This window comes from Streptomyces sp. 549 (assembly GCF_030124175.1).
GTDB lineage: Bacteria > Actinomycetota > Actinomycetes > Streptomycetales > Streptomycetaceae > Streptomyces.
This window is the reverse complement of the sequence record NZ_JASKMT010000018.1, coordinates 1-17,778: the sequence shown is the minus strand read 5'-3', so window position 1 is coordinate 17,778 and position 17,778 is coordinate 1. Positions and strand designations below refer to the sequence as shown.

Annotated in this window: 16 protein-coding genes; 6 read left to right on the top strand and 10 right to left on the bottom strand. The window is 70.7% G+C overall.

What is annotated here, in order from left to right; genetic code table 11:
• Positions 1-114: 114 nt before the first annotated feature.
• The 4 genes from qcrB to ctaE all read right to left on the bottom strand — a co-directional run bounded on the left by qcrB (position 115) and on the right by ctaE (position 4,340).
• Positions 115-1,752, bottom strand: a complete 1,638-nt coding sequence (gene qcrB / locus QNO07_RS19300; protein ID WP_283993429.1) for a cytochrome bc1 complex cytochrome b subunit — start codon at positions 1,750-1,752, stop codon at positions 115-117.
• Positions 1,749-2,822, bottom strand: a complete 1,074-nt coding sequence (gene qcrA, locus QNO07_RS19295) for a cytochrome bc1 complex Rieske iron-sulfur subunit (RefSeq protein ID WP_283993428.1) — start codon at positions 2,820-2,822, stop codon at positions 1,749-1,751. Before qcrA ends, qcrB begins: the two co-directional genes overlap by 4 nt.
• The gene (gene qcrC, locus QNO07_RS19290) at positions 2,819-3,643 is read right to left on the bottom strand and encodes a cytochrome bc1 complex diheme cytochrome c subunit (RefSeq protein ID WP_283993427.1); all 825 of its coding nucleotides are present in this window, start codon (positions 3,641-3,643) and stop codon (positions 2,819-2,821) included. Before qcrC ends, qcrA begins: the two co-directional genes overlap by 4 nt.
• Positions 3,644-3,728: 85 nt before the next feature.
• Positions 3,729-4,340 carry an aa3-type cytochrome oxidase subunit III gene (gene ctaE, locus QNO07_RS19285; RefSeq protein WP_283993426.1) on the bottom strand — a complete coding sequence of 204 codons (612 nt, stop codon included), beginning with the start codon at positions 4,338-4,340 and terminating at the stop codon, positions 3,729-3,731.
• 258 nt (positions 4,341-4,598) lie between these two features.
• Here ctaE and QNO07_RS19280 point away from each other — a divergent pair, with 258 nt between their 5' ends.
• The gene (locus QNO07_RS19280; protein ID WP_283993425.1) at positions 4,599-5,000 is read left to right on the top strand and encodes a hypothetical protein; all 402 of its coding nucleotides are present in this window, start codon (positions 4,599-4,601) and stop codon (positions 4,998-5,000) included.
• 98 nt (positions 5,001-5,098) lie between these two features.
• Here the strand turns inward: QNO07_RS19280 and QNO07_RS19275 are convergent, their stop codons facing one another.
• The 4 genes from QNO07_RS19275 to ctaC form a co-directional block, all read right to left on the bottom strand.
• Positions 5,099-6,355, bottom strand: a complete 1,257-nt coding sequence (locus QNO07_RS19275) for a L,D-transpeptidase (RefSeq protein ID WP_502961882.1) — start codon at positions 6,353-6,355, stop codon at positions 5,099-5,101.
• A 107-nt stretch (positions 6,356-6,462) separates the two neighbouring features.
• On the bottom strand, positions 6,463-6,861 hold the full coding sequence (locus QNO07_RS19270) for a cytochrome c oxidase subunit 4 (protein WP_283993424.1): 399 nt from the start codon (positions 6,859-6,861) through the stop codon (positions 6,463-6,465).
• Positions 6,858-8,615, bottom strand: coding sequence for an aa3-type cytochrome oxidase subunit I (gene ctaD / locus QNO07_RS19265; protein WP_283993423.1), 1,758 nt, complete (start codon positions 8,613-8,615; stop codon positions 6,858-6,860). The genes QNO07_RS19270 and ctaD overlap by 4 nt, the downstream gene beginning before the upstream one ends.
• A complete protein-coding gene (ctaC, locus tag QNO07_RS19260) occupies positions 8,612-9,574 on the bottom strand; it encodes an aa3-type cytochrome oxidase subunit II (RefSeq protein WP_283993422.1) in 963 nt (320 codons plus the stop codon). Before ctaC ends, ctaD begins: the two co-directional genes overlap by 4 nt.
• Positions 9,575-10,056: 482 nt before the next feature.
• Between ctaC and QNO07_RS19255 the strand changes: the two genes are divergently transcribed.
• Positions 10,057-11,496, top strand: a complete 1,440-nt coding sequence (locus QNO07_RS19255) for a cysteine desulfurase/sulfurtransferase TusA family protein (protein WP_283993421.1) — start codon at positions 10,057-10,059, stop codon at positions 11,494-11,496.
• 72 nt (positions 11,497-11,568) lie between these two features.
• On the opposite strand, the gene QNO07_RS19250 is transcribed toward QNO07_RS19255, so the two are convergent.
• Positions 11,569-12,543, bottom strand: a complete 975-nt coding sequence (locus QNO07_RS19250; RefSeq protein ID WP_283993420.1) for a carbohydrate kinase family protein — start codon at positions 12,541-12,543, stop codon at positions 11,569-11,571.
• A gap of 200 nt (positions 12,544-12,743) precedes the next feature.
• Between QNO07_RS19250 and QNO07_RS19245 the strand changes: the two genes are divergently transcribed.
• Together QNO07_RS19245 and QNO07_RS19240 are read left to right on the top strand one after the other, a co-directional pair.
• Positions 12,744-12,959 (top strand): hypothetical protein, encoded by a 216-nt coding sequence (locus tag QNO07_RS19245; RefSeq protein ID WP_283993419.1) that lies wholly within the window; start codon positions 12,744-12,746, stop codon positions 12,957-12,959.
• 64 nt (positions 12,960-13,023) lie between these two features.
• Positions 13,024-14,667, top strand: a complete 1,644-nt coding sequence (locus tag QNO07_RS19240) for a hypothetical protein (protein WP_283993418.1) — start codon at positions 13,024-13,026, stop codon at positions 14,665-14,667.
• Positions 14,668-14,748: 81 nt separating this feature from the next.
• Here QNO07_RS19240 and QNO07_RS19235 read toward each other — a convergent pair whose 3' ends face one another.
• Complete coding sequence (locus tag QNO07_RS19235; protein ID WP_283993417.1) at positions 14,749-15,105, bottom strand: HesB/IscA family protein; 357 nt, start codon at positions 15,103-15,105, stop codon at positions 14,749-14,751.
• Between the two features lie 261 nt (positions 15,106-15,366).
• On the opposite strand from QNO07_RS19235, the gene nadA reads away from it, so the two are divergent.
• Together nadA and QNO07_RS19225 are read left to right on the top strand one after the other, a co-directional pair.
• A complete protein-coding gene (gene nadA / locus QNO07_RS19230) occupies positions 15,367-16,554 on the top strand; it encodes a quinolinate synthase NadA (RefSeq protein ID WP_502961881.1) in 1,188 nt (395 codons plus the stop codon).
• A gap of 79 nt (positions 16,555-16,633) precedes the next feature.
• Positions 16,634-17,551 (top strand): GNAT family N-acetyltransferase, encoded by a 918-nt coding sequence (locus QNO07_RS19225; protein WP_283993415.1) that lies wholly within the window; start codon positions 16,634-16,636, stop codon positions 17,549-17,551.
• The last annotated feature ends 227 nt before the right edge of the window (positions 17,552-17,778 follow it).

Sequence of the window (17,778 nt, the reverse complement as noted above, 5' to 3'; positions counted from 1 at the left end):
TCGGTCACTGCTGCCGACACCCTATCGAGCCGCGGACGTGCCGCAGGGCCCCGTCCCATGCTGCGGACGGGGCCCTGCGGCCGGTGGTGCCACGGATCAGTAGCGGCGCACAGCTCAGTGGTGGCTGTGGCTGCTCGTGATCTCCTTGTACTCCTCCGCGGTGGGCTTGGGGATCTGGCCGCTCGGGCCGTAGTACCCCTGGCTCAGCTTCACCCGGAGCTTCTCCAGCCGGCTCACCTTGCGGCGGACGCCGTTGGCGTCCTCCGCGGGGGGCAGTGCCGCCGGCTCGTACTGGTGGTGCTGCGTGAGCAGGTGCAGCTTGTCCTGCGGCAGCGGGGCGTGGACCTCGACGAACTCACCGTGCGGCAGGCGCTTGATGATGCCGGTCTCCGCGCCGTGCAGGACCTTGTCGCGGTCCCGGCGCTGGAGGCCCAGGCAGATCCGCCTGGTCACGATGAAGACGAGCACCGGCACCACGAAGAAGCCGATCCGGACGAACCAGGTGATCGCGTTGATCGACAAGTCGAAGTGGATCGCCCACAGGTCGTTGCCGCCACCGATGAGCAGGACGAAGTACCAGCTCAGCCAGGCCATGCCGAACGCGGTCCGGGTGGGCGCGTTGCGGGGGCGGTCCAGCAGGTGGTGCTCCTTCTTGTCCTTGGTCACCCAGTTCTCGAAGAACGGGTAGACCGCGATGGACGCGAGCACCAGCGGGAAGATCATCAGCGGCACGAACACACCGAAGTTGATGGTGTGGCCGGTCGGGATGACCCACTCCCAGCCGGGCATGACACGGATGAGGCCCTCGGAGAAGCCCATGTACCAGTCGGGCTGCGCGTTGGTCGACACCAGGTCGGGACGGTAGGGACCGAGCACCCAGACGGGGTTGATGCTGACCGCCGCCGAGATCATCGCGATGATGCCGAAGACCAGGAAGAAGAAGCCGCCCGCCTTGGCCATGTAGATCGGCATCAGCGGGAAGCCGACGACGTTGTTGTTGGTGCGTCCGGGCCCGGGGTACTGGGTGTGCTTGTGGTAGAAGACCAGGATCAGGTGCGCCACCACGAGGCCGACCATGATGCCCGGCAGCAGCAGCACGTGCGCCGTGAAGAACCTCGGGATGATCTCCGTGCCGGGGAACTCGCCGCCGTAGAGGAACATCGACAGGTACGTGCCGACCAGCGGCACCGCGAGGATCGCGCCCTGCATGAAGCGCACACCGGTGCCGGAGAGCAGGTCGTCCGGCAGCGAGTAGCCGGTGAACCCGGTGAACATGCCGAGCACCAGCAGCAGGAAGCCGAACAGCCAGTTCAGCTCGCGCGGCTTGCGGAACGCGCCGGTGAAGAAGACGCGCATCATGTGCACGAACATCGCGACCAGGAAGATCAGCGCGGCCCAGTGGTGGATCTGCCGCATCAGCAGGCCACCGCGGACGTCGAAGCTGATGTCGATGGTCGAGGCGTAGGCCTCGGACATCAGCACGCCCTGCATCGGGACGTACGGACCGTCGTAGTGCACCTCGGCCATGCTCGGCACGTAGAACATGGTGAGGTAGACGCCGGTCAGGATGATGATGATGAACGAGTAGAGCGCGATCTCACCGAGCAGGAACGACCAGTGGTCGGGGAAGACCTTGCGCAGGTTCTTCTTCGCCGCGCCGTAGACCCCCAGACGGCTGTCCGCCCAGTCCGCGACCCGTTCACCGGCGGGGGCTGCGCCCCGGGTGTTCGGACTGTCTGTCGAAGTGCTCATCCGCGCTCCCAGAAGCTCGGGCCGACGGGCTCCGCGAAGTCGCCCTGTGCCTCGAGGAAACCGTCCTTGTTGACGCTGATCTCCAGCTGCGGCAGGGGGTGGCCGGCCGGGCCGAAGATCACTCGTGCACCGTCACTCAGGTCGAAGGTCGACTGGTGGCAGGGGCACAGCACGTGGTGGGTCTGCTGCTCGTACAGGCTGACCGGGCACCCCACGTGGGTGCAGATCTTGGAGAAGGCCACGATGCCCTCGTGGGACCAGTCCAGCTGCTGCTTGTCCTTGATGTCGTTCGGCTCCAGCCGGACGATCATCAGGGCGGCCTTGGCGATCTCACGGTGGAAGTCGTGGCTGTCCTCCTCCAGGCCCTCGGGCTTGGCGAAGGTCAGCGAACCGACCGTGACGTCCTCCGGCCGCAGCGGTTCACCGGTGTTCTGGTTGACCAGCAGCAGGCCCTTGCGCCACATGGTGTGGAAGAGCTTGTCCTCGGGCAGCGGACCGAGGTCGCGCAGCAGCATCACGCCGGAGAGCGGCACCAGGGCCAGCGCGCCGAACATGGTGTTGCGGATCAGCTTGCGGCGGCCGAGACCGGACTCCGAGGCGCCGAGGGCGAACTGCGCCAGCGCCTCGGACTTGGTCTCGGGCGTCGCGGCGATCGGGTGCCGCTCCTGGACGTACTCGTGACCGCTCATCAGCGTCCGCGACCAGTGGACCGCGGCGGCGCCGATACAGAACAGCGCGATGCCCAGCGTCATGCCGAGCGCGAAGTTCAGCGTGCTGATGTGCCCCAGCGGGAAGATGTACCGGATCTGGTCCACGGGGAAGATCACGTACGAGGCGATGAAGCCGATCGTGGCGACCATGGACAGCGTGAACAGCATGGCCACCACACGCTCGGACCGCTTGGCGGCCCGCTCGTCGATGTCCTGGATGCGGTCCTCGTGCGGCGGAATGCCCGGGTCCTTGAAGGGGTCCTCCGCGATCACGGGGTCGTGTGCCCCGTGGCCCGCGGAGCCCGGCTCCGCCGGCAGGTTCTCGTCTGGCACGTTGTGGGATCCAGTCTCGCTACTCATGACTTCCTGGCCTTGGCGTTCCGGGCGGCGACCCAGACGGTCACACCCACCAGGATGGCGAGGGCAATGGTCCAGGCGAAGAGTCCCTCGCTGACGGGACCGAAGCCTCCGAGTCCCCAGCCGCCGGGGGTCGGCGTCTCGGAGGTGTTGACCTTGTCCAGGTACGCGATGATCTGTCGCTTCTCCTTCTCCGGCAGCACCGAGTCCGGGAAGGCGGGCATGTTCTGCGGGCCGGTTTCCATGGCCTCGTAGATGTGCTTCGGGTCGACGTCCTTCAGGCCCGGCGCGTACTTGCCGTCGGTGAGGGCGCCGCCCTCACCGGTGAAGTTGTGGCACTGGGCGCAGTTCTGGCGGAAGAGGTTGCCGCCCTCGGCGATCTCCTCGCCGCTCAGGCCCTCAGGGCTGTACTGCTCCTTGGTCGGCACGGTCGGGCCCGGGCCGAGCGAGGCGATGTAGGCCGCGAGCTGGTCGGTCTCCTCCTGGGAGTAGACCTTCGGCTTAGCGGGGGCCTGGACGCCGGGGGCCTGCATCGGCATCCGGCCGGTGCCGACCTGGAAGTCGACGGCGGCGGCGCCCACACCGACGAGGCTGGGCCCGTCGCTGCTGCCCTGGCCGCCGGTGCCGTGGCAGCTGGAACAGCCCACGGCGTAGAGCTTCTTGCCCTCCTCGATGGCAAGAGACTGGGCGGCGGCCGAGGCTTCGGCCTTCGCTTCACCCGCAGGTGCGAACGCGGCGTACAGCCCCCCGGTGGCCGCCAGCGCGAAGAGTAGAACGACGATCGCCGCCAGCGGATGGCGCCGTCGTGCGGAGAGCTTTTTCACGGATTACCCCGGGTGTCAGGATCTTCTGCGTCGATACTTCTGGAAGTGTCTGTCTGCAAGCAGTACGGGTGCGCGCGCCCCCGCATCACTTGATCAGGTAGATCGTGGCAAAGAGGCCGATCCAGACGACATCGACGAAGTGCCAGTAGTAGGACACGACGATGGCTGCGGTGGCCTGGTGGTGCGTGAACCGCCTCGCCATGTACGTCCTGCCCAGGACGAAGAGGAACGCGATCAGACCGCCCGCCACGTGCAGGCCGTGGAAGCCGGTGGTCAGGTAGAACACCGACCCGTAGGGGTCCGAGGAAAGCGAGAGTCCTTCGTGCTTCACCAACTCCACGTACTCGGTGATCTGGCCGCCGATGAAGACCGCGCCCATCACGAAGGTGACCACGAACCAGCTCCGGAGCTTCTTCACGTCCCCGCGCTCGGCGGCGAAGACGCCGAGCTGGCAGGTCACTGAGGAGAGCACCAGGATCGTGGTGTTCGTCGCCGCGAACGGCAGGTTCAGGGCGCTTGCCTGCTCCTGCCAGTACTCGGCTCCCATCACCGATCGCAGGGTGAAGTACATCGCGAAGAGGGCCGCGAAGAACATCAGCTCGGAACTCAACCAGATGATGGTTCCGACGCTGGTGAGGTTCGGCCTCTCGACCGACGGGTGCGCGTGCCCGGTTTCTACTGCTGTTGCTGTCGCCACGCCGTCATTATGTCGTTCGCTTATTCCGTCCTCACTTCGGGGGGTGCCGTTCGGTGTGTCAGGCCGCCCCACGCTGGTCGGAAGGCTGGTCGGGAGGGCGATCGGGGGCCCTGGTCGAAGACGGGTTCGAGGCACCCGGCACGGCGGGTCCGGCGGGCTGCCCGCGGGCGCCGGGAGGGAGTACGATCCCCGGCAGCGCTTCGAGGTGCTTCTTGACGTTTCGATCACCCATCCCAGGTACGACAACGCGGAGGAACGATGCAGCCGACGGCCACGGTGCTGGTCTACAGCGACGACGCCAACACCCGTGAGCAGGTGCGGCTCGCCGCTGGACGCCGTCCGGCCGCCGACTCGCCCGCTGTGGAGTACCTGGAGTGCGCCACGCTGCCGGCCGTGCTGACCGCACTGGAGCAGGGCGGCGTGGACGTCTGCGTGCTGGACGGCGAGGCCACTCCGGCCGGCGGCATGGGCGTGTCGAAGCAGATCAAGGACGAGATCTACGACTGCCCCCCGGTGCTGCTGCTCATCGGCCGCCCCACGGACGCCTGGCTGGCCGAGTGGAGCCGCGCGGAGGCCGTCGTCGCGCACCCGGTGGACCCGGTGGCGCTGGCCGGGGCCCTCGCCGGGCTGCTGCGCGGCCGGAGCAGCGACGCCGCCTGAGCGGCGCGCTGAGCCGCCTGCCGGCGGTGCCTCAGGGCCCGTCGGGGCTGCCGGGCGGGCCGGGTGCGTACGGCGGCCGTCGAGGGGGCGGCGGCGTCTCACAGCAGGGGCCGCAGGCGGCCCTGCTCGGACCGCTGACCGCCCTGGCCGCCGTCCCCGTGCAGGGCGCTGCCTGCCCGCCACTTCTCCCAGGACAGGTTCCAGTCCCCGAACCCGTTGCCGAAGACCGCCATCCGGTCCCCGGCGGTGTTGACGTGGGTCACCAGGTCGCCGGGCCGGACGGTGCGGAAGAACCAGCGCGCGTTGCCGGTGCTCATGCCGGTGCAGCCGTGGCTGACGTTGGCGTAGCCCTGCGAGCCGACGGACCAGGGCGCGCCGTGCACGTACTCGCCGCTCCAGGTCAGCCGGGTCGCCCAGTGCACCGGCAGGTCGTAGAAGTCGGCGCTGCCCTCCCCGATGCCGATGCTGGTGCTGCGCATCCGCACGAAGGGCTCCTGGCCGAGCACCACCTTGGTGCCGTTGCGGGTGCGGAAGCCGGCCTTGCCGGTGGTGATGGGCAGCGTGTTGATGACCTTGCCGTTGCGCCGGACCGTCATCACCAGTGACGAGGCGTCAGCGACCGCCTCCACCCGGTCGCCGGTGCGCAGCGCCAGCGGCCTGCCGGGGCCGCCGTACAGCCCGTCGCGAATCTTCACGCCCGTCAGCCGGCTCCGCACGCTGACGGCGGCGTGCGCCGGCCAGTACTCCTTCGGCCGGTAGTGCAGCTTCCGGTCGTCCACCCAGTGCCAGGCACCTTCGACCTTCGGCTTGGAGCGCACCAGCAGCCCGCGTTCGACGATGCGGCGCTGCTCGGGATCGACGACCTTGCGGTTGAGTTCGGCGGTGATCGGCTGGCCCACCCCGTAAGTGCCCTTCGGCGGGCCGAACTCGACGGTGAGGCGCTTCCTGGCCACCGCGTTGCGGGTGGTGAACTCCACCGTGCTCCGGCCGCGGCGCCCCGCGGAGTTCTCGGTGCTCACCTCCACGGTGTAGGAGGTGCCGGCGACCAGCGGGGCGGTGCTGCGCCAGCGGGTGCCGTCGGCGGAGAGTCGGCCCGCGACGTACCGTCCGGCGCGGTCGACCGCCAGCACGTCGGTGATCTCGCCCTCACCGTCCGCCGCGGTGACCACCAGGGGCCGTTCGGGGTCCACCGGACGGCTGCCGGCCGCGTTCACCTCCACGTGGGACGCGGCGTCGTAGGGCTCCACGGCCAGCGGATGGGTGGAGTCGCCACAGGCGGTCAGCACCATCAGCGGCGCCAGCATCAGCGCGCAGCTCACCGTGAGTCCTTGCGGTCCATGCTTCCGGTGGTTCATGGCTCAAAAGTATGAAAAGTAACCGTTACGGGCGCGTCGGGGAAGGCCAAACGGGTCGACCCCGGGCGGCTGCCCGGGGTCGACCCGTTTGGAGGTGCGGTGCGGACCTACTGGTTCTGGCTCTCACCGTGGTAGTACTCGAAGACCCAGCCGAACAGTCCCACGAAGATCACCGGCAGCGAGAAGTAGAGCAGCCACCAGCCGAACACCACGCCCATGAAGGCGAGCGCGCAGCCGACGCCGAGCGCCAGCGGCTGCCAGCTGTGCGGGCTGAAGAAGCCCAGCTCACCGGCGTCGTCGGCGACGTCCGCGTCCTCGTTGTCCTGCGCCCCGGTGTCCACCCGGCGAGCGGTGAACGCCAGGTAGAAGCCGACCATCAGCGCGAGGCCGAACGAGAGGAACAGCGCGGTGGTGCCCACCGGCTCCTTCGACCACAGTCCGTAGACGGCGGCGATGAGCAGGAGGAAGACGGACAACCACAGGAACATCTTGCCCTGGACGTTCACTTGGTGTCCTCCTTGCTCTCGCCGCTGCGCAGCTCGCCCTCGGGGGTGCCTGACCCCTCGCGGTTCTGCAGCTGGTCCATGCCGGCGATGTCCGGGTGGTGCAGGTCGAACGCCGGCGATTCGGAGCGGATCCGCGGCAGTGTGAGGAAGTTGTGCCGCGGCGGCGGGCAGGATGTCGCCCATTCGAGCGAACGCCCGTAGCCCCACGGGTCGTCGACCTCGATCTTCTCGCCGTACTTGGCCGTCTTCCAGACGTTGTAGAAGAACGGCAGCACGGCCAGGCCGAGCAGGAAGGAGCTGATCGTGGAGATGGTGTTCAGCGCCGTCAGACCGTCCGCGTGCAGGTAGTCCGCGTACCGGCGCGGCATGCCCTCCGCGCCCAGCCAGTGCTGGACGAGGAACGTGCCGTGGAAGCCGACGAACAGCGTCCAGAAGGTGATCTTGCCGAGCCGCTCGTCCAGCATCTTGCCGGTGAACTTCGGCCACCAGAAGTGGAAGCCGGCGAACATCGCGAACACCACGGTGCCGAACACCACGTAGTGGAAGTGCGCCACCACGAAGTAGGTGTCCGAGACGTGGAAGTCCATCGGCGGCGAAGCCAGGATGACGCCGGTCAGGCCACCGAAGAGGAAGGTGACGAGGAAGCCGACGGTCCACAGCATCGGGGTCTCGAAGCTGAGCGAGCCCTTCCACATGGTGCCGATCCAGTTGAAGAACTTCACACCGGTCGGAACCGCGATCAGGAAGGTCATGAAGGAGAAGAACGGCAGCAGCACACCGCCGGTGACGTACATGTGGTGCGCCCACACGGTGACCGACAGGCCCGCGATGGCGATCGTCGCGCCGATCAGTCCGATGTAGCCGAACATCGGCTTCCGGGAGAAGACCGGGATGACCTCGGAGACGATGCCGAAGAACGGCAGCGCGATGATGTACACCTCTGGATGGCCGAAGAACCAGAAGAGGTGCTGCCACAGCAGGGCACCGCCGTTGGCGGCGTCGAAGATGTGCGCCCCGAACTGTCTGTCGGCCTCCAGCGCGAACAGCGCGGCGGCCAGCACGGGGAAGGCCAGCAGCACGAGCACACCGGTGAGCAGGACGTTCCAGGTGAAGATCGGCATCCGGAACATCGTCATGCCGGGGGCGCGCATGCAGATGATGGTGGTGATGAAGTTGACCGCACCGAGGATCGTGCCGAAGCCGGAGAGCGCCAGGCCCATGATCCACATGTCGGCGCCGACACCCGGCGAGCGGACCGCGTCCGACAGCGGCGAGTAGGCGAACCAGCCGAAGTTGGCAGCGCCGTTCGGCGTGAGGAAGCCGGCCACCGCGATCGTCGAGCCGAACAGGTAGAGCCAGTAGGCCAGCATGTTCAGCCGCGGGAACGCCACGTCGGGCGCACCGATCTGGAGCGGCATGATCCAGTTCGCGAACCCGGCGAACAGCGGGGTCGCGAACATCAGCAGCATCACCGTGCCGTGCATGGTGAACAGCTGGTTGAACTGCTCGTTGGTGACGATCTGGCTGCCCGGGCGGGCGAGTTCGGCTCGCATCACCAGCGCCATCGCGCCGCCGATGATGAAGAAGACGAACGAGGTGATGAGGTACATCGAGCCGATGGTCTTGTGGTCAGTGGTCGTCAGCCACTTCACCACGACGTTGCCCGGCTCCCGGTCCTTGCGCCGCACCGGAAGCTCGTTGTCGACCGAGCCTCCCGCCGCAGCGTCAGCTGGGGTGTGGTTGAGGGTGCTCACGGGTTGTTCGTCTCCGCATTCTTGGCTGCGTCCGTCTGCGCGATACCCGCAGGCTGGTAGCCGGTCTGGCCCTTCTCGGCCAGCTCCTCCAGGTGCTGCTGGTAACGCTCCGGAGAAACCACCTTGACGTTGAAGAGCATCCGCGAGTGGTCGGTACCGCACAGCTCGGCACACTTGCCCATGAACGTGCCCTGCTTGTTCGGGGTGACCTCGAAGCGGTTCGTGTGGCCGGGGATGACGTCCTGCTTCATCAGGAACGGCACGACCCAGAAGGAGTGGATGACGTCGCGGGAGGTCAGGATGAACTGGACCTTCTCACCCTCGGGCAGCCACAGCGTCGGACCCGGGTTGTTGTTCTGCGGGTTCCGCTCGCCCGGCGTGCCGAGGTCCCAGACGCCTTCGGCGCCTTCGGGAACAGCGGCCATCATCCGGTCCGGGATGGCGTCCAGTTCCTTGGCGTCCCGGTTGTCGGTGGACGGGTCGCCGTCCACGTCCTCCAGGTAGTTGAAGGCCCAGCTCCACTGGAAGCCGACCACGTTGATGACGTGGGCGGGCCGTTCGGAGGTCTGCAGCAGCTTGGACTCGTCACGGGCTGTGAAGTAGAACAGCACCGAGACGATGATCAGCGGGACCACCGTGTACAGAGCCTCGATGGGCATGTTGTACCGGGTCTGCGGCGGGATCTCGACCTTGGTCCTGGAGCGCCGGTGGAACATCACGCTCCACAGGATCAGGCCCCAGACCAGGGCCCCCGTGATGAGTGCAGCCGCCCACGATCCCTGCCACAAGGACAGAATGATCGGCGCCTCCTCCGTGACGGGGGTGGGCATACCGAGGCGGGGGAGGTCCTGAGATGTGCAACCTGTCGCGGTCGCCAGAACCAGGCCCGCGGCAAGCGCCCGCGGCAGCATCCGCCGCATCGGGCGCCGCGACGAGCGGTCGGAGCCGTTGGGACTCACGTAGCGCCTTCCCGAGAGTCTCGCCCGCTCGGCACGGCGCGGCCCTGTTGACCGGGCGCCGGCCCTGGCGCGGGCAGGGGTTTGGATGTTTATGCGGACCAAACCCTACTGGACGCCATTTGGGGTCGCGCGGGGAGGGTGCACAACGCGCCGCGGGTCCCACCGAAGGAGTGGAACAGAGCGCTCCGCGAGCGCGCGCGAGCCCGGAACCCCTCCCGCGCGACCGCCGGACACCCGTTCCCACCCCACCCGGAGGCACGCGTTCCGGCGAATGCGGACGCGCACGTTCCGGCAGTGCCGGACGGGAGCGTTCCGGCGGTCGCGGAGGGGTGCTCCACCGGCCTGACGAGCCTGCCAGAGGCGCGTCGGCCCGGGCGTGTTCCGGCGGGCGCGGTGCGCGCTGCCGCCGCCCGGGGCGATCCGACGGGAGGCGGACACATGTCCGCGGGCATGCCCGGGCCGTGGCGGGTTAGTTTCAAGAGGTGCCCTACTTCGACGCGGCCTCCGCCGCTCCCCTGCATCCCGTAGCCCGGCAGGCGCTGCTCGCCGCACTGGACGAGGGATGGGCCGACCCGGCCCGCCTGCACCGCGAGGGGCGCAGGGCCCGCCTCCTGCTGGACGCCGCCCGGGAGGGCGCGGCCGAGGAGGTGGGCTGCCGGCCCGACGAGTTGGCCTTCGCGCCCTCAGGCAGCCGGGCGCTGCACGCCGGCATCGCCGGCGCGCTGGCCGGCCGGCGCCGGGTGGGACGGCGGTTGCTGGTGTCGGCCGTCGAGCACTCGGCGGTGCTGCACGCCGCCGAGGCGCACACCGCGGACGGCGGCACGGTCACCGAGATCCCGGTGGACCGCACCGGCCGGGTCGCGCCCGGCGACGTCGCCGGTGCCCTCAGTGCTGACAGCCCTGAGGGCACGGACAGCACTGACAGCACTGACAGCACTGACAGCACTGACAACGCATTGGTGTGCGTGCAGTCGGCGAACCACGAGGTCGGCACCGTGCAGCCGGTGGCGGAGATCGCCGAGCACTGCCGGACGGCGGAGGTGCCCCTGCTCGTCGACGCCGCGCAGTCGCTCGCCTGGGGGCCGGTGGAGGGCCCGTGGTCGCTGCTGGCGGCGAGCGCCCACAAGTGGGGCGGCCCCGGCGGCGTCGGCCTGCTCGCGGTGCGCAAGGGGGTGCGGTTCGCGCCGCGCCCGCCGCTGGACGAGCGGGAGTCGGGCCGCATGCCCGGCACGGTGAACCTGCCCGCGATCGTCGCCGCGGTTGCCGCGCTGCGCGCGGTACGGGCCGAGGCCGCCACCGAGGCGGAACGGCTGCACCGGCTGGTGGACCTGATCCGGGCCCGGGTGCCGCACCTGGTGCCGGACACCGAGGTGGTGGGGAACCCCGACGAACGGCTGCCGCACCTGGTCACGTTCTCGTGCCTGTACACCGACGGGGAATCGCTGCTGCACGCGCTCGACCGGGCCGGGTACTCGGTCTCCTCCGGGTCGTCCTGCACCTCCAGCACCCTCACCCCCAGCCATGTGCTGCGGGCGATGGGCGTGCTGACGGAGGGCAACGTACGGGTGTCGCTGCCGCGCGGGACGACGTCGGAGGAGGTCGCGGCCTTCCTGGGCGCGCTGCCGGAGGCGGTCCGCTCGGTGCGGGACCGCCTCGGCGCGCCGGCCGCCGAGGCGTCCTACGGCGGTGAGCAGGGCGTCACCTCGCTGACCGTCGACTGCCTGGGCAGGCGGTGCCCGGTGCCGGTGATCGAGCTGGCGAAGGTGATCGGGGACGTGCCGGTCGGAGCGGTGGTGACGGTGCTGGCGGACGACCGCGCGGCGCTGCTGGACATCCCCGCCTGGTGCGCCATGCGCGGGCACGAGTACGTCGGTTCGGACGGCGACGCGCACCGGGTGCGCCGCAGGGCGCCCGGCGCCTGAGCGCCGCCCGCCCGAGAGGCCCCCGCCCGGTGCTGCGGGCGGGGGCGCGGTTCGGGGGCTCCGCGGGGGCGGTCAGCCGATGTGGTCCTGCACCTCGGCGGCGGCGTCCGCACCGTAGGCCTTGGTGAAGCGCTCCATGAAGTGGGCTCGGCGCAGCTCGTACTCCTGGGTGCCGACCGTCTCGATGACCAGGGTGGCGAGCATGCAACCGACCTGCGCGGCGCGCTCCAGGCTGACGCCCCAGGCCAGCCCGGAGAGGAAACCGGCCCGGAAGGCGTCACCGACGCCCGTCGGGTCGGCCTTGGTCTCCTCGGCGGGGCAGCCGACCTCGATGACCGGTTCGCCGGCGCGCTCGATGCGCACGCCGCGCGCGCCCAGGGTGGTGACCTGGGTGCCGACCTCCTGCAGGATCTGCTCCGGGGACCAGCCGGTCTTGCTCGCGACCAGCGCCGTCTCGTACTCGTTGGCGAAGAGGAAGGCCGCGCCCTGGGTGAGGCCGCGGATCTCGTCGCCGCCCATCCGGGCGAGCTGCTGTGAGTAGTCGGCGGCGAACGGAATGCCGCGGGTCCGGCACTCCTCGGTGTGCCGCATCATCGCCTCGGGGTCGTCCGCGCCGATGTGCACCAGGTCCAGCGCGCCCACCCGCTCGGCGACGGACTGCAGCTCGATCAGCCGGGCCTCGCTCATCGCGCCGGTGTAGAAGGACCCGATCTGGTTGTGGTCGGAGTCGGTGGTGCAGACGAACCGGGCGGTGTGCAGCACCTCGGAGATGCGGACCGAGGCGGTGTCCACGCCGTGCCGGTCCAGCCAGGCGCGGTACTCGGCGAAGTCGGCGCCGGCCGCACCGACCAGCACCGGGCGCGCGCCGAGCTGGCCCATGCCGAAGCAGATGTTCGCGGCGACCCCGCCGCGCCGCACGTCGAGCTTGTCGACCAGGAAGGACAGCGAGACGGTGTGCAGCTGCTCGGCGACGAGCTGGTCGGCGAACCGCCCTGGGAACGTCATGAGGTGGTCGGTGGCGATGGAGCCGGAGACGGCGATACGCACGACGGGCTGCTCCTGTGGAGGTGAGGACGGGAGCCTCCGGTGGAGGCCGGGACAGTGGGCCTCCGGCGGAGGCCGAGCGGGCCGCCCCCGTGGAGGCGGTCGAAGAGCACGCTACCCGTTCGGCCGAAGTTTCCCGACCGCTCGATACTACCCGAAAGTAGGGCTTACCAGACGGCTCCGACCTGCGTAGCGTCGGCCTCATGACGAAGAGTGCACCCTCCTCCACCCCCGTCCGGGACGAGCCCGAGACGCTCGCCGAACTCCGCCTCGACTGCGCCCGGATGGCCGCCCGCTGGACCGCGGACGGCCCGTCGGGAACGCGCCCCGCCCCGGCGGGCTGGTCGCAGCTGCACGGTGTGCGCGTGCCGGACCGCTCGGCCCGCCTGCTGGACGGCATGTCCGACTACGGCGACTGACGGAACCGGTCACCGGTCCACCCCGTCCCATCGGCGTCAGGTCCCACAAGCCGAAGGAGCCGCGGTGGACACCGACGATCCCCACCTCCACGACGGGCCGGCGCCGGGCAGGCGGCGGCGCGCGCTGGTCACCGCCTCGGTGGCGGCCGCGGTGCTGCTCGCGGGCGGCGGCGCCTACTGGGCGCAGGCCGCCCTCGGCGGCGGATCCGCCGACGGCAGGCCCGGCGGTGACGCCACTCCCCCGCCGCTGGTGCTGGAGGGCTACAGCTCAACCGCCGAGAGCAGCGGTGCGGCGTCCGCTCCCGGTGGTGATCCCTACCGACTGGCCAAGGGCGTGGAACTGCCCGACGGGCCTGGGAGTGCGGCGGTGCACCGCGACGGCGGTCGGGTCGACGTGGCACGGGTGGCACGGCTGGCGAAGGCGCTCGGCATCAACGCCGAGCCCGACCTGCGGCAGGGCACCTGGCTGGCCGTCGAGGGCCGGGACGGTGCCGGTCCGGCCCTGCGTGCGGCGCGGGAGGCCCCCGGACGCTGGTCGTTCGTGCGGTACCAGGCACCCGCGTCGACGGACTGCACACCCCCGCCCGGCCCGCAGAGCGGCACCGCCGAACCGCCGCGCTGCCCCGCCCTGGTGCCGGGCGGCGGCCCGGACGACGCGGTGTCCTCAGACGGCGCTCCCGGCGCCCACGACGACCCCGGCACCCCCCAAGGCGGACCGGCCTCCTCCGCTGCCGACGGCACGTCCTCATCCACCGGCGGCCCCGAGCACGCCTCTCCGGTGCCGGAGCAGCCGGGTCCGGACGGGCCGGGCGCGGAGCCGCCGGTCTCGGAGCGCGCGGCCGAGCGGGCGGCCGACCCGGTGCTGGACGCGCTCGGGTTGGACGGGGCCGACGTCGACGCGTCGTCCGTGTCGGGTGCGCTGCGCACGGTGCGTGCCACCCCGCAGGTGGCGGGTTTCCCCACCGAAGGCCGACAGACCCAGGTCACCGTCGGCGCGGACGGGGAGGTCGTGCGGGCGCAGGGGCTGATGGCACCGCTGAGGCAGGGCCCTCGCTACCCGGTACTGGACGCCGCCCGCACGCTGGCGGAGCTGAACAACCGGGGCGGTGGGGGCGAGACGGACATGCAGTGCGTGCAGGCGCCGTGCGAGCCGGCCGACGCGGGCAAACCGAAGCCGGTGACAGGTGCGGAGTTCGTGCTCGCGCAGTACGCCGAGCACGGCGAACAGGTCCTCGTGCCGTCCTGGCGCTTCACCCTGGGCGGAGAACCGGAGGGGCTGAGCGTCACCCACCCGGCGCTGGCGGCCCGCTACCTGGCGCCGCCCGCCACGGCAGCCGAGCCGTCGACGGGTCCGGCCGAGCCCCACTCCCCCGGCAGCGGCGACTCCCCCGCCGCCCCGCCGGCCGAGTCGGCCGTGCCGCCCTCGGACCCCGGCGCGCTTCCCGCGCCTGGGCAGCGGGTGGAGGCCTACCAGGCGAAGGACCGCACGCTGACCCTGCACTTCTGGGGCGGGGTGTGCAACCCGTACTCGGCCCGCGCGGAGGAGAGCGCGGACGCGGTGCGGGTGGTCGTGACGGCCGGGAAGCAGAAGCCAGGACAGGTGTGCATCCAGATCGCGAAGTGGACCTCGGTCGAGGTGTCCCTGGACGCGCCGGTGGGCGGCCGGGCGGTGCTGGACGCCGACGGGCGGAAGATCCCCCGGCAGTAGGCACTCTCTGGCACGCGTGAAGGCGGCGACCCGGGCAGAGCCGCCGCCTTCACACGATCGTGCGCCCCGAGGGGCGTGGGATCAGTTGAACGAGTCGCCGCAGGCGCAGGAGCCGGAGGCGTTCGGGTTGTCGATGGTGAAGCCCTGCTTCTCGATGGTGTCGACGAAGTCGATGGAGGCGCCGCCCAGGTACGGGGCGCTCATGCGGTCGGTGACGACCTTGACTCCGTCGAAGTCCTTCACCACGTCGCCGTCGAGCGCGCGCTCGTCGAAGAAGAGCTGGTAGCGCAGGCCGGAGCAGCCGCCGGGCTGGACGGCGACCCGCAGCGCGAGGTCCTCGCGGCCCTCCTGCTCGAGCAGGCTCTTGACCTTCGCCGCGGCGGCGTCGGAAAGGATGATGCCGTCAGTCGTGGTGGCGGTCTCGTCCGATACGGACATCTGCTTCTCTCCCGGGTTGTACGGACTGCTCTGCCACCTGTGGAACAGGCGGCCTCCCGGATTCATTCCGAGCCGGGCACGTTCTTTCCCTGCCATGCTCGCACATCGCGGACCGCCCGGTCACGGCCCGCCCTGCGGCGGCCCGGCCCGCGGGGCGCGGTGCGTCACATCGGGGAGAGCGGCATCGTCAAGCTGACGCGAAGCGGTTATGATAGATAACGTCAAATCGACGAGAAGCGTTGAGCCGAGCCATCAGAAAGGGTGCGTGCCGTGAACACCGCCCAGCCCCTGGACGTCCAGCCCACCCCGCTCGCCCTGCTGCTGCTCGGCCGCGGAGCGGACCCGAAGAGCGAGCGCGGCGTGGAGTGCCCCGGCGACCTGCCGGCGCCCTCCGACCCGGACCTGGTGGAACGCGCCCGCGCCGCGAAGGCGCAGCTCGGCGAGCGGGTCTTCGTGCTCGGCCACCACTACCAGCGCGACGAGGTCATCGAGTTCGCCGACGTGACCGGTGACTCCTTCAAGCTGGCCAGGGACGCCGCCGCCCGCCCGGAGGCGGAGTTCATCGTCTTCTGCGGTGTGCACTTCATGGCCGAGTCGGCCGACATCCTCACCTCCTCGCGCCAGCAGGTCGTGCTGCCCGACCTCGCCGCGGGCTGCTCGATGGCCGACATGGCGACCGCCGAGCAGGTCGCCGAGTGCTGGGACGTGCTGGAGGCGGCCGGGCTGGCCGACACCACGGTCCCGGTGGCGTACATGAACTCCTCGGCCGACATCAAGTCCTTCACCGGCCGCCACGGCGGCACCATCTGCACCTCCAGCAACGCCAAGCGGGCCCTGGACTGGGCGTTCGAGAACGGCGAGAAGGTGCTGTTCCTCCCCGACCAGCACCTCGGCCGCAACACCGCGGTGCGCGACCTGGGCATGTCCCTGGAGGACTGCGTCGTCTACAACCCGCACAAGCCGGGCGGCGGACTGACGGCGGAGGAGCTGCGGAACGCCCGGATGATCCTGTGGCGGGGCCACTGCTCGGTGCACGGCCGGTTCTCGCTGGACTCCGTCAACGACGTGCGGGCCCGCATACCCGGCGTCAACGTGCTGGTGCACCCCGAGTGCAAGCACGAGGTGGTCGCCGCCGCCGACCTGGTCGGCTCGACGGAGTACATCATCAAGACCCTGGACGCCGCGCCGGCCGGCTCGAAGTGGGCCATCGGCACCGAGCTGAACCTGGTCCGGCGGCTGGCGAACCGTTACGCCCCCGAGGGCAAGGAGATCGTCTTCCTCGACAAGACGGTCTGCTTCTGCTCCACGATGAACCGCATCGACCTGCCGCACCTGGTGTGGACGCTGGAGTCGCTGGCCAAGGGCACCGTGGTCAACCGCATCGAGGTCGACCCGGAGACGGAGAAGTTCGCCAAGCTCGCCCTGGAGCGCATGCTCGCCCTGCCGTGACCGTGCGGCGGTCGTGCCGCCCGCCCCGGCGCGGGCGGCACACTGGCGGGTGGCCGCGGCGGTCGAGCAGGATGACCGCATGATCCTGCGACCGGTCAGGGACAGCGCCGAGGACGCCGAGGCGGTCCGGGTGGTGACCGCGGCCGCCCTCGCCCCGGCGCAGACCGGGGGCAACCCGTGCGGCGGACGTCCGCCGCACGGCGGCCACCTGCCGCAGGCCGACGGCTGGCCACCGGAGCGTGTCGCCCGGCACCACCGCGCCACCCGGCACCTCGCCCGCACCGACCCGGGCGGCTGCTGGCTCGCCGAGGACCCCACCGACGGCAGCCCGATCGGCGCCGCCCAGGCCGTGCGGCGGGAAGGGACGTGGGGGCTGCCGCTGCTCGCGGTCGTGCCCAGGGCCCGGCGCGGGGGCGTCGGCAGCGCGCTGCTGGCCCGCGCGCTCGCCTACGGCAACGGCTGCCTGCGCGGCGTCGCCGCCGGCTCCCGGCACCCGGCTGCCGCCCGCCTCTACCGCCGCGCCGGCCTGGACGTGCACCCGGCGATGCGGCTCACGGGCATCATGGACCCCGCCCGGCTGGCCGCGCCGGACGGACCGGTGATCGAGGGCGGCTCCGCGCACCGGGACCTGCTGGACTCCGTCGACCGGCGGCTGCGCGGCGGCGCGCACGGGGCCGACCACGGGGTCCTGCTGCGCGAGAACCGCCTGCTGGTCTGCGACGACCTCGCGGGCAGCGGCTACTGCTACCTGACGCCGGACGGCCGGGTGGAGCTGCTGGCAGCCACCTCGCGGCGGCTCGCCACCCGGCTGCTCACCGCCGCGCTGCTCTGCCTCCCCGCCGGGGCGCGTGCCGAGGTGCCCTGCCTGACGGCCGAGCAGCAGTGGGCCCTGGACGTGGGGTTCGCCGCCGGGCTGGAACTGGGACCGGGCGGCTACCTGTGCCTGCGCGGCATGCGACCGCCCACGCCCTACATCCCGTCCGCCACGTACCTGTGAGGCGTGCGCTGGACGCCGGTAGGTGCGGAGTTCCTTGACCGAGTCGGCGCGTCTGACGAACGCCGAGCTCGAACGGCCCCATGCCGGCTTTCGGCACCGACGTGAGGCCCGGGTAGCTGTAGGGGCCAGTTGCGTCGCACCCGCGGACAGAGCGGGCTCTCAGTCTGGGCTTGATCCGCTTTGACGGACATTCGAGATCAGGGGTTCGTCCCCGGGAGGATGTCCAT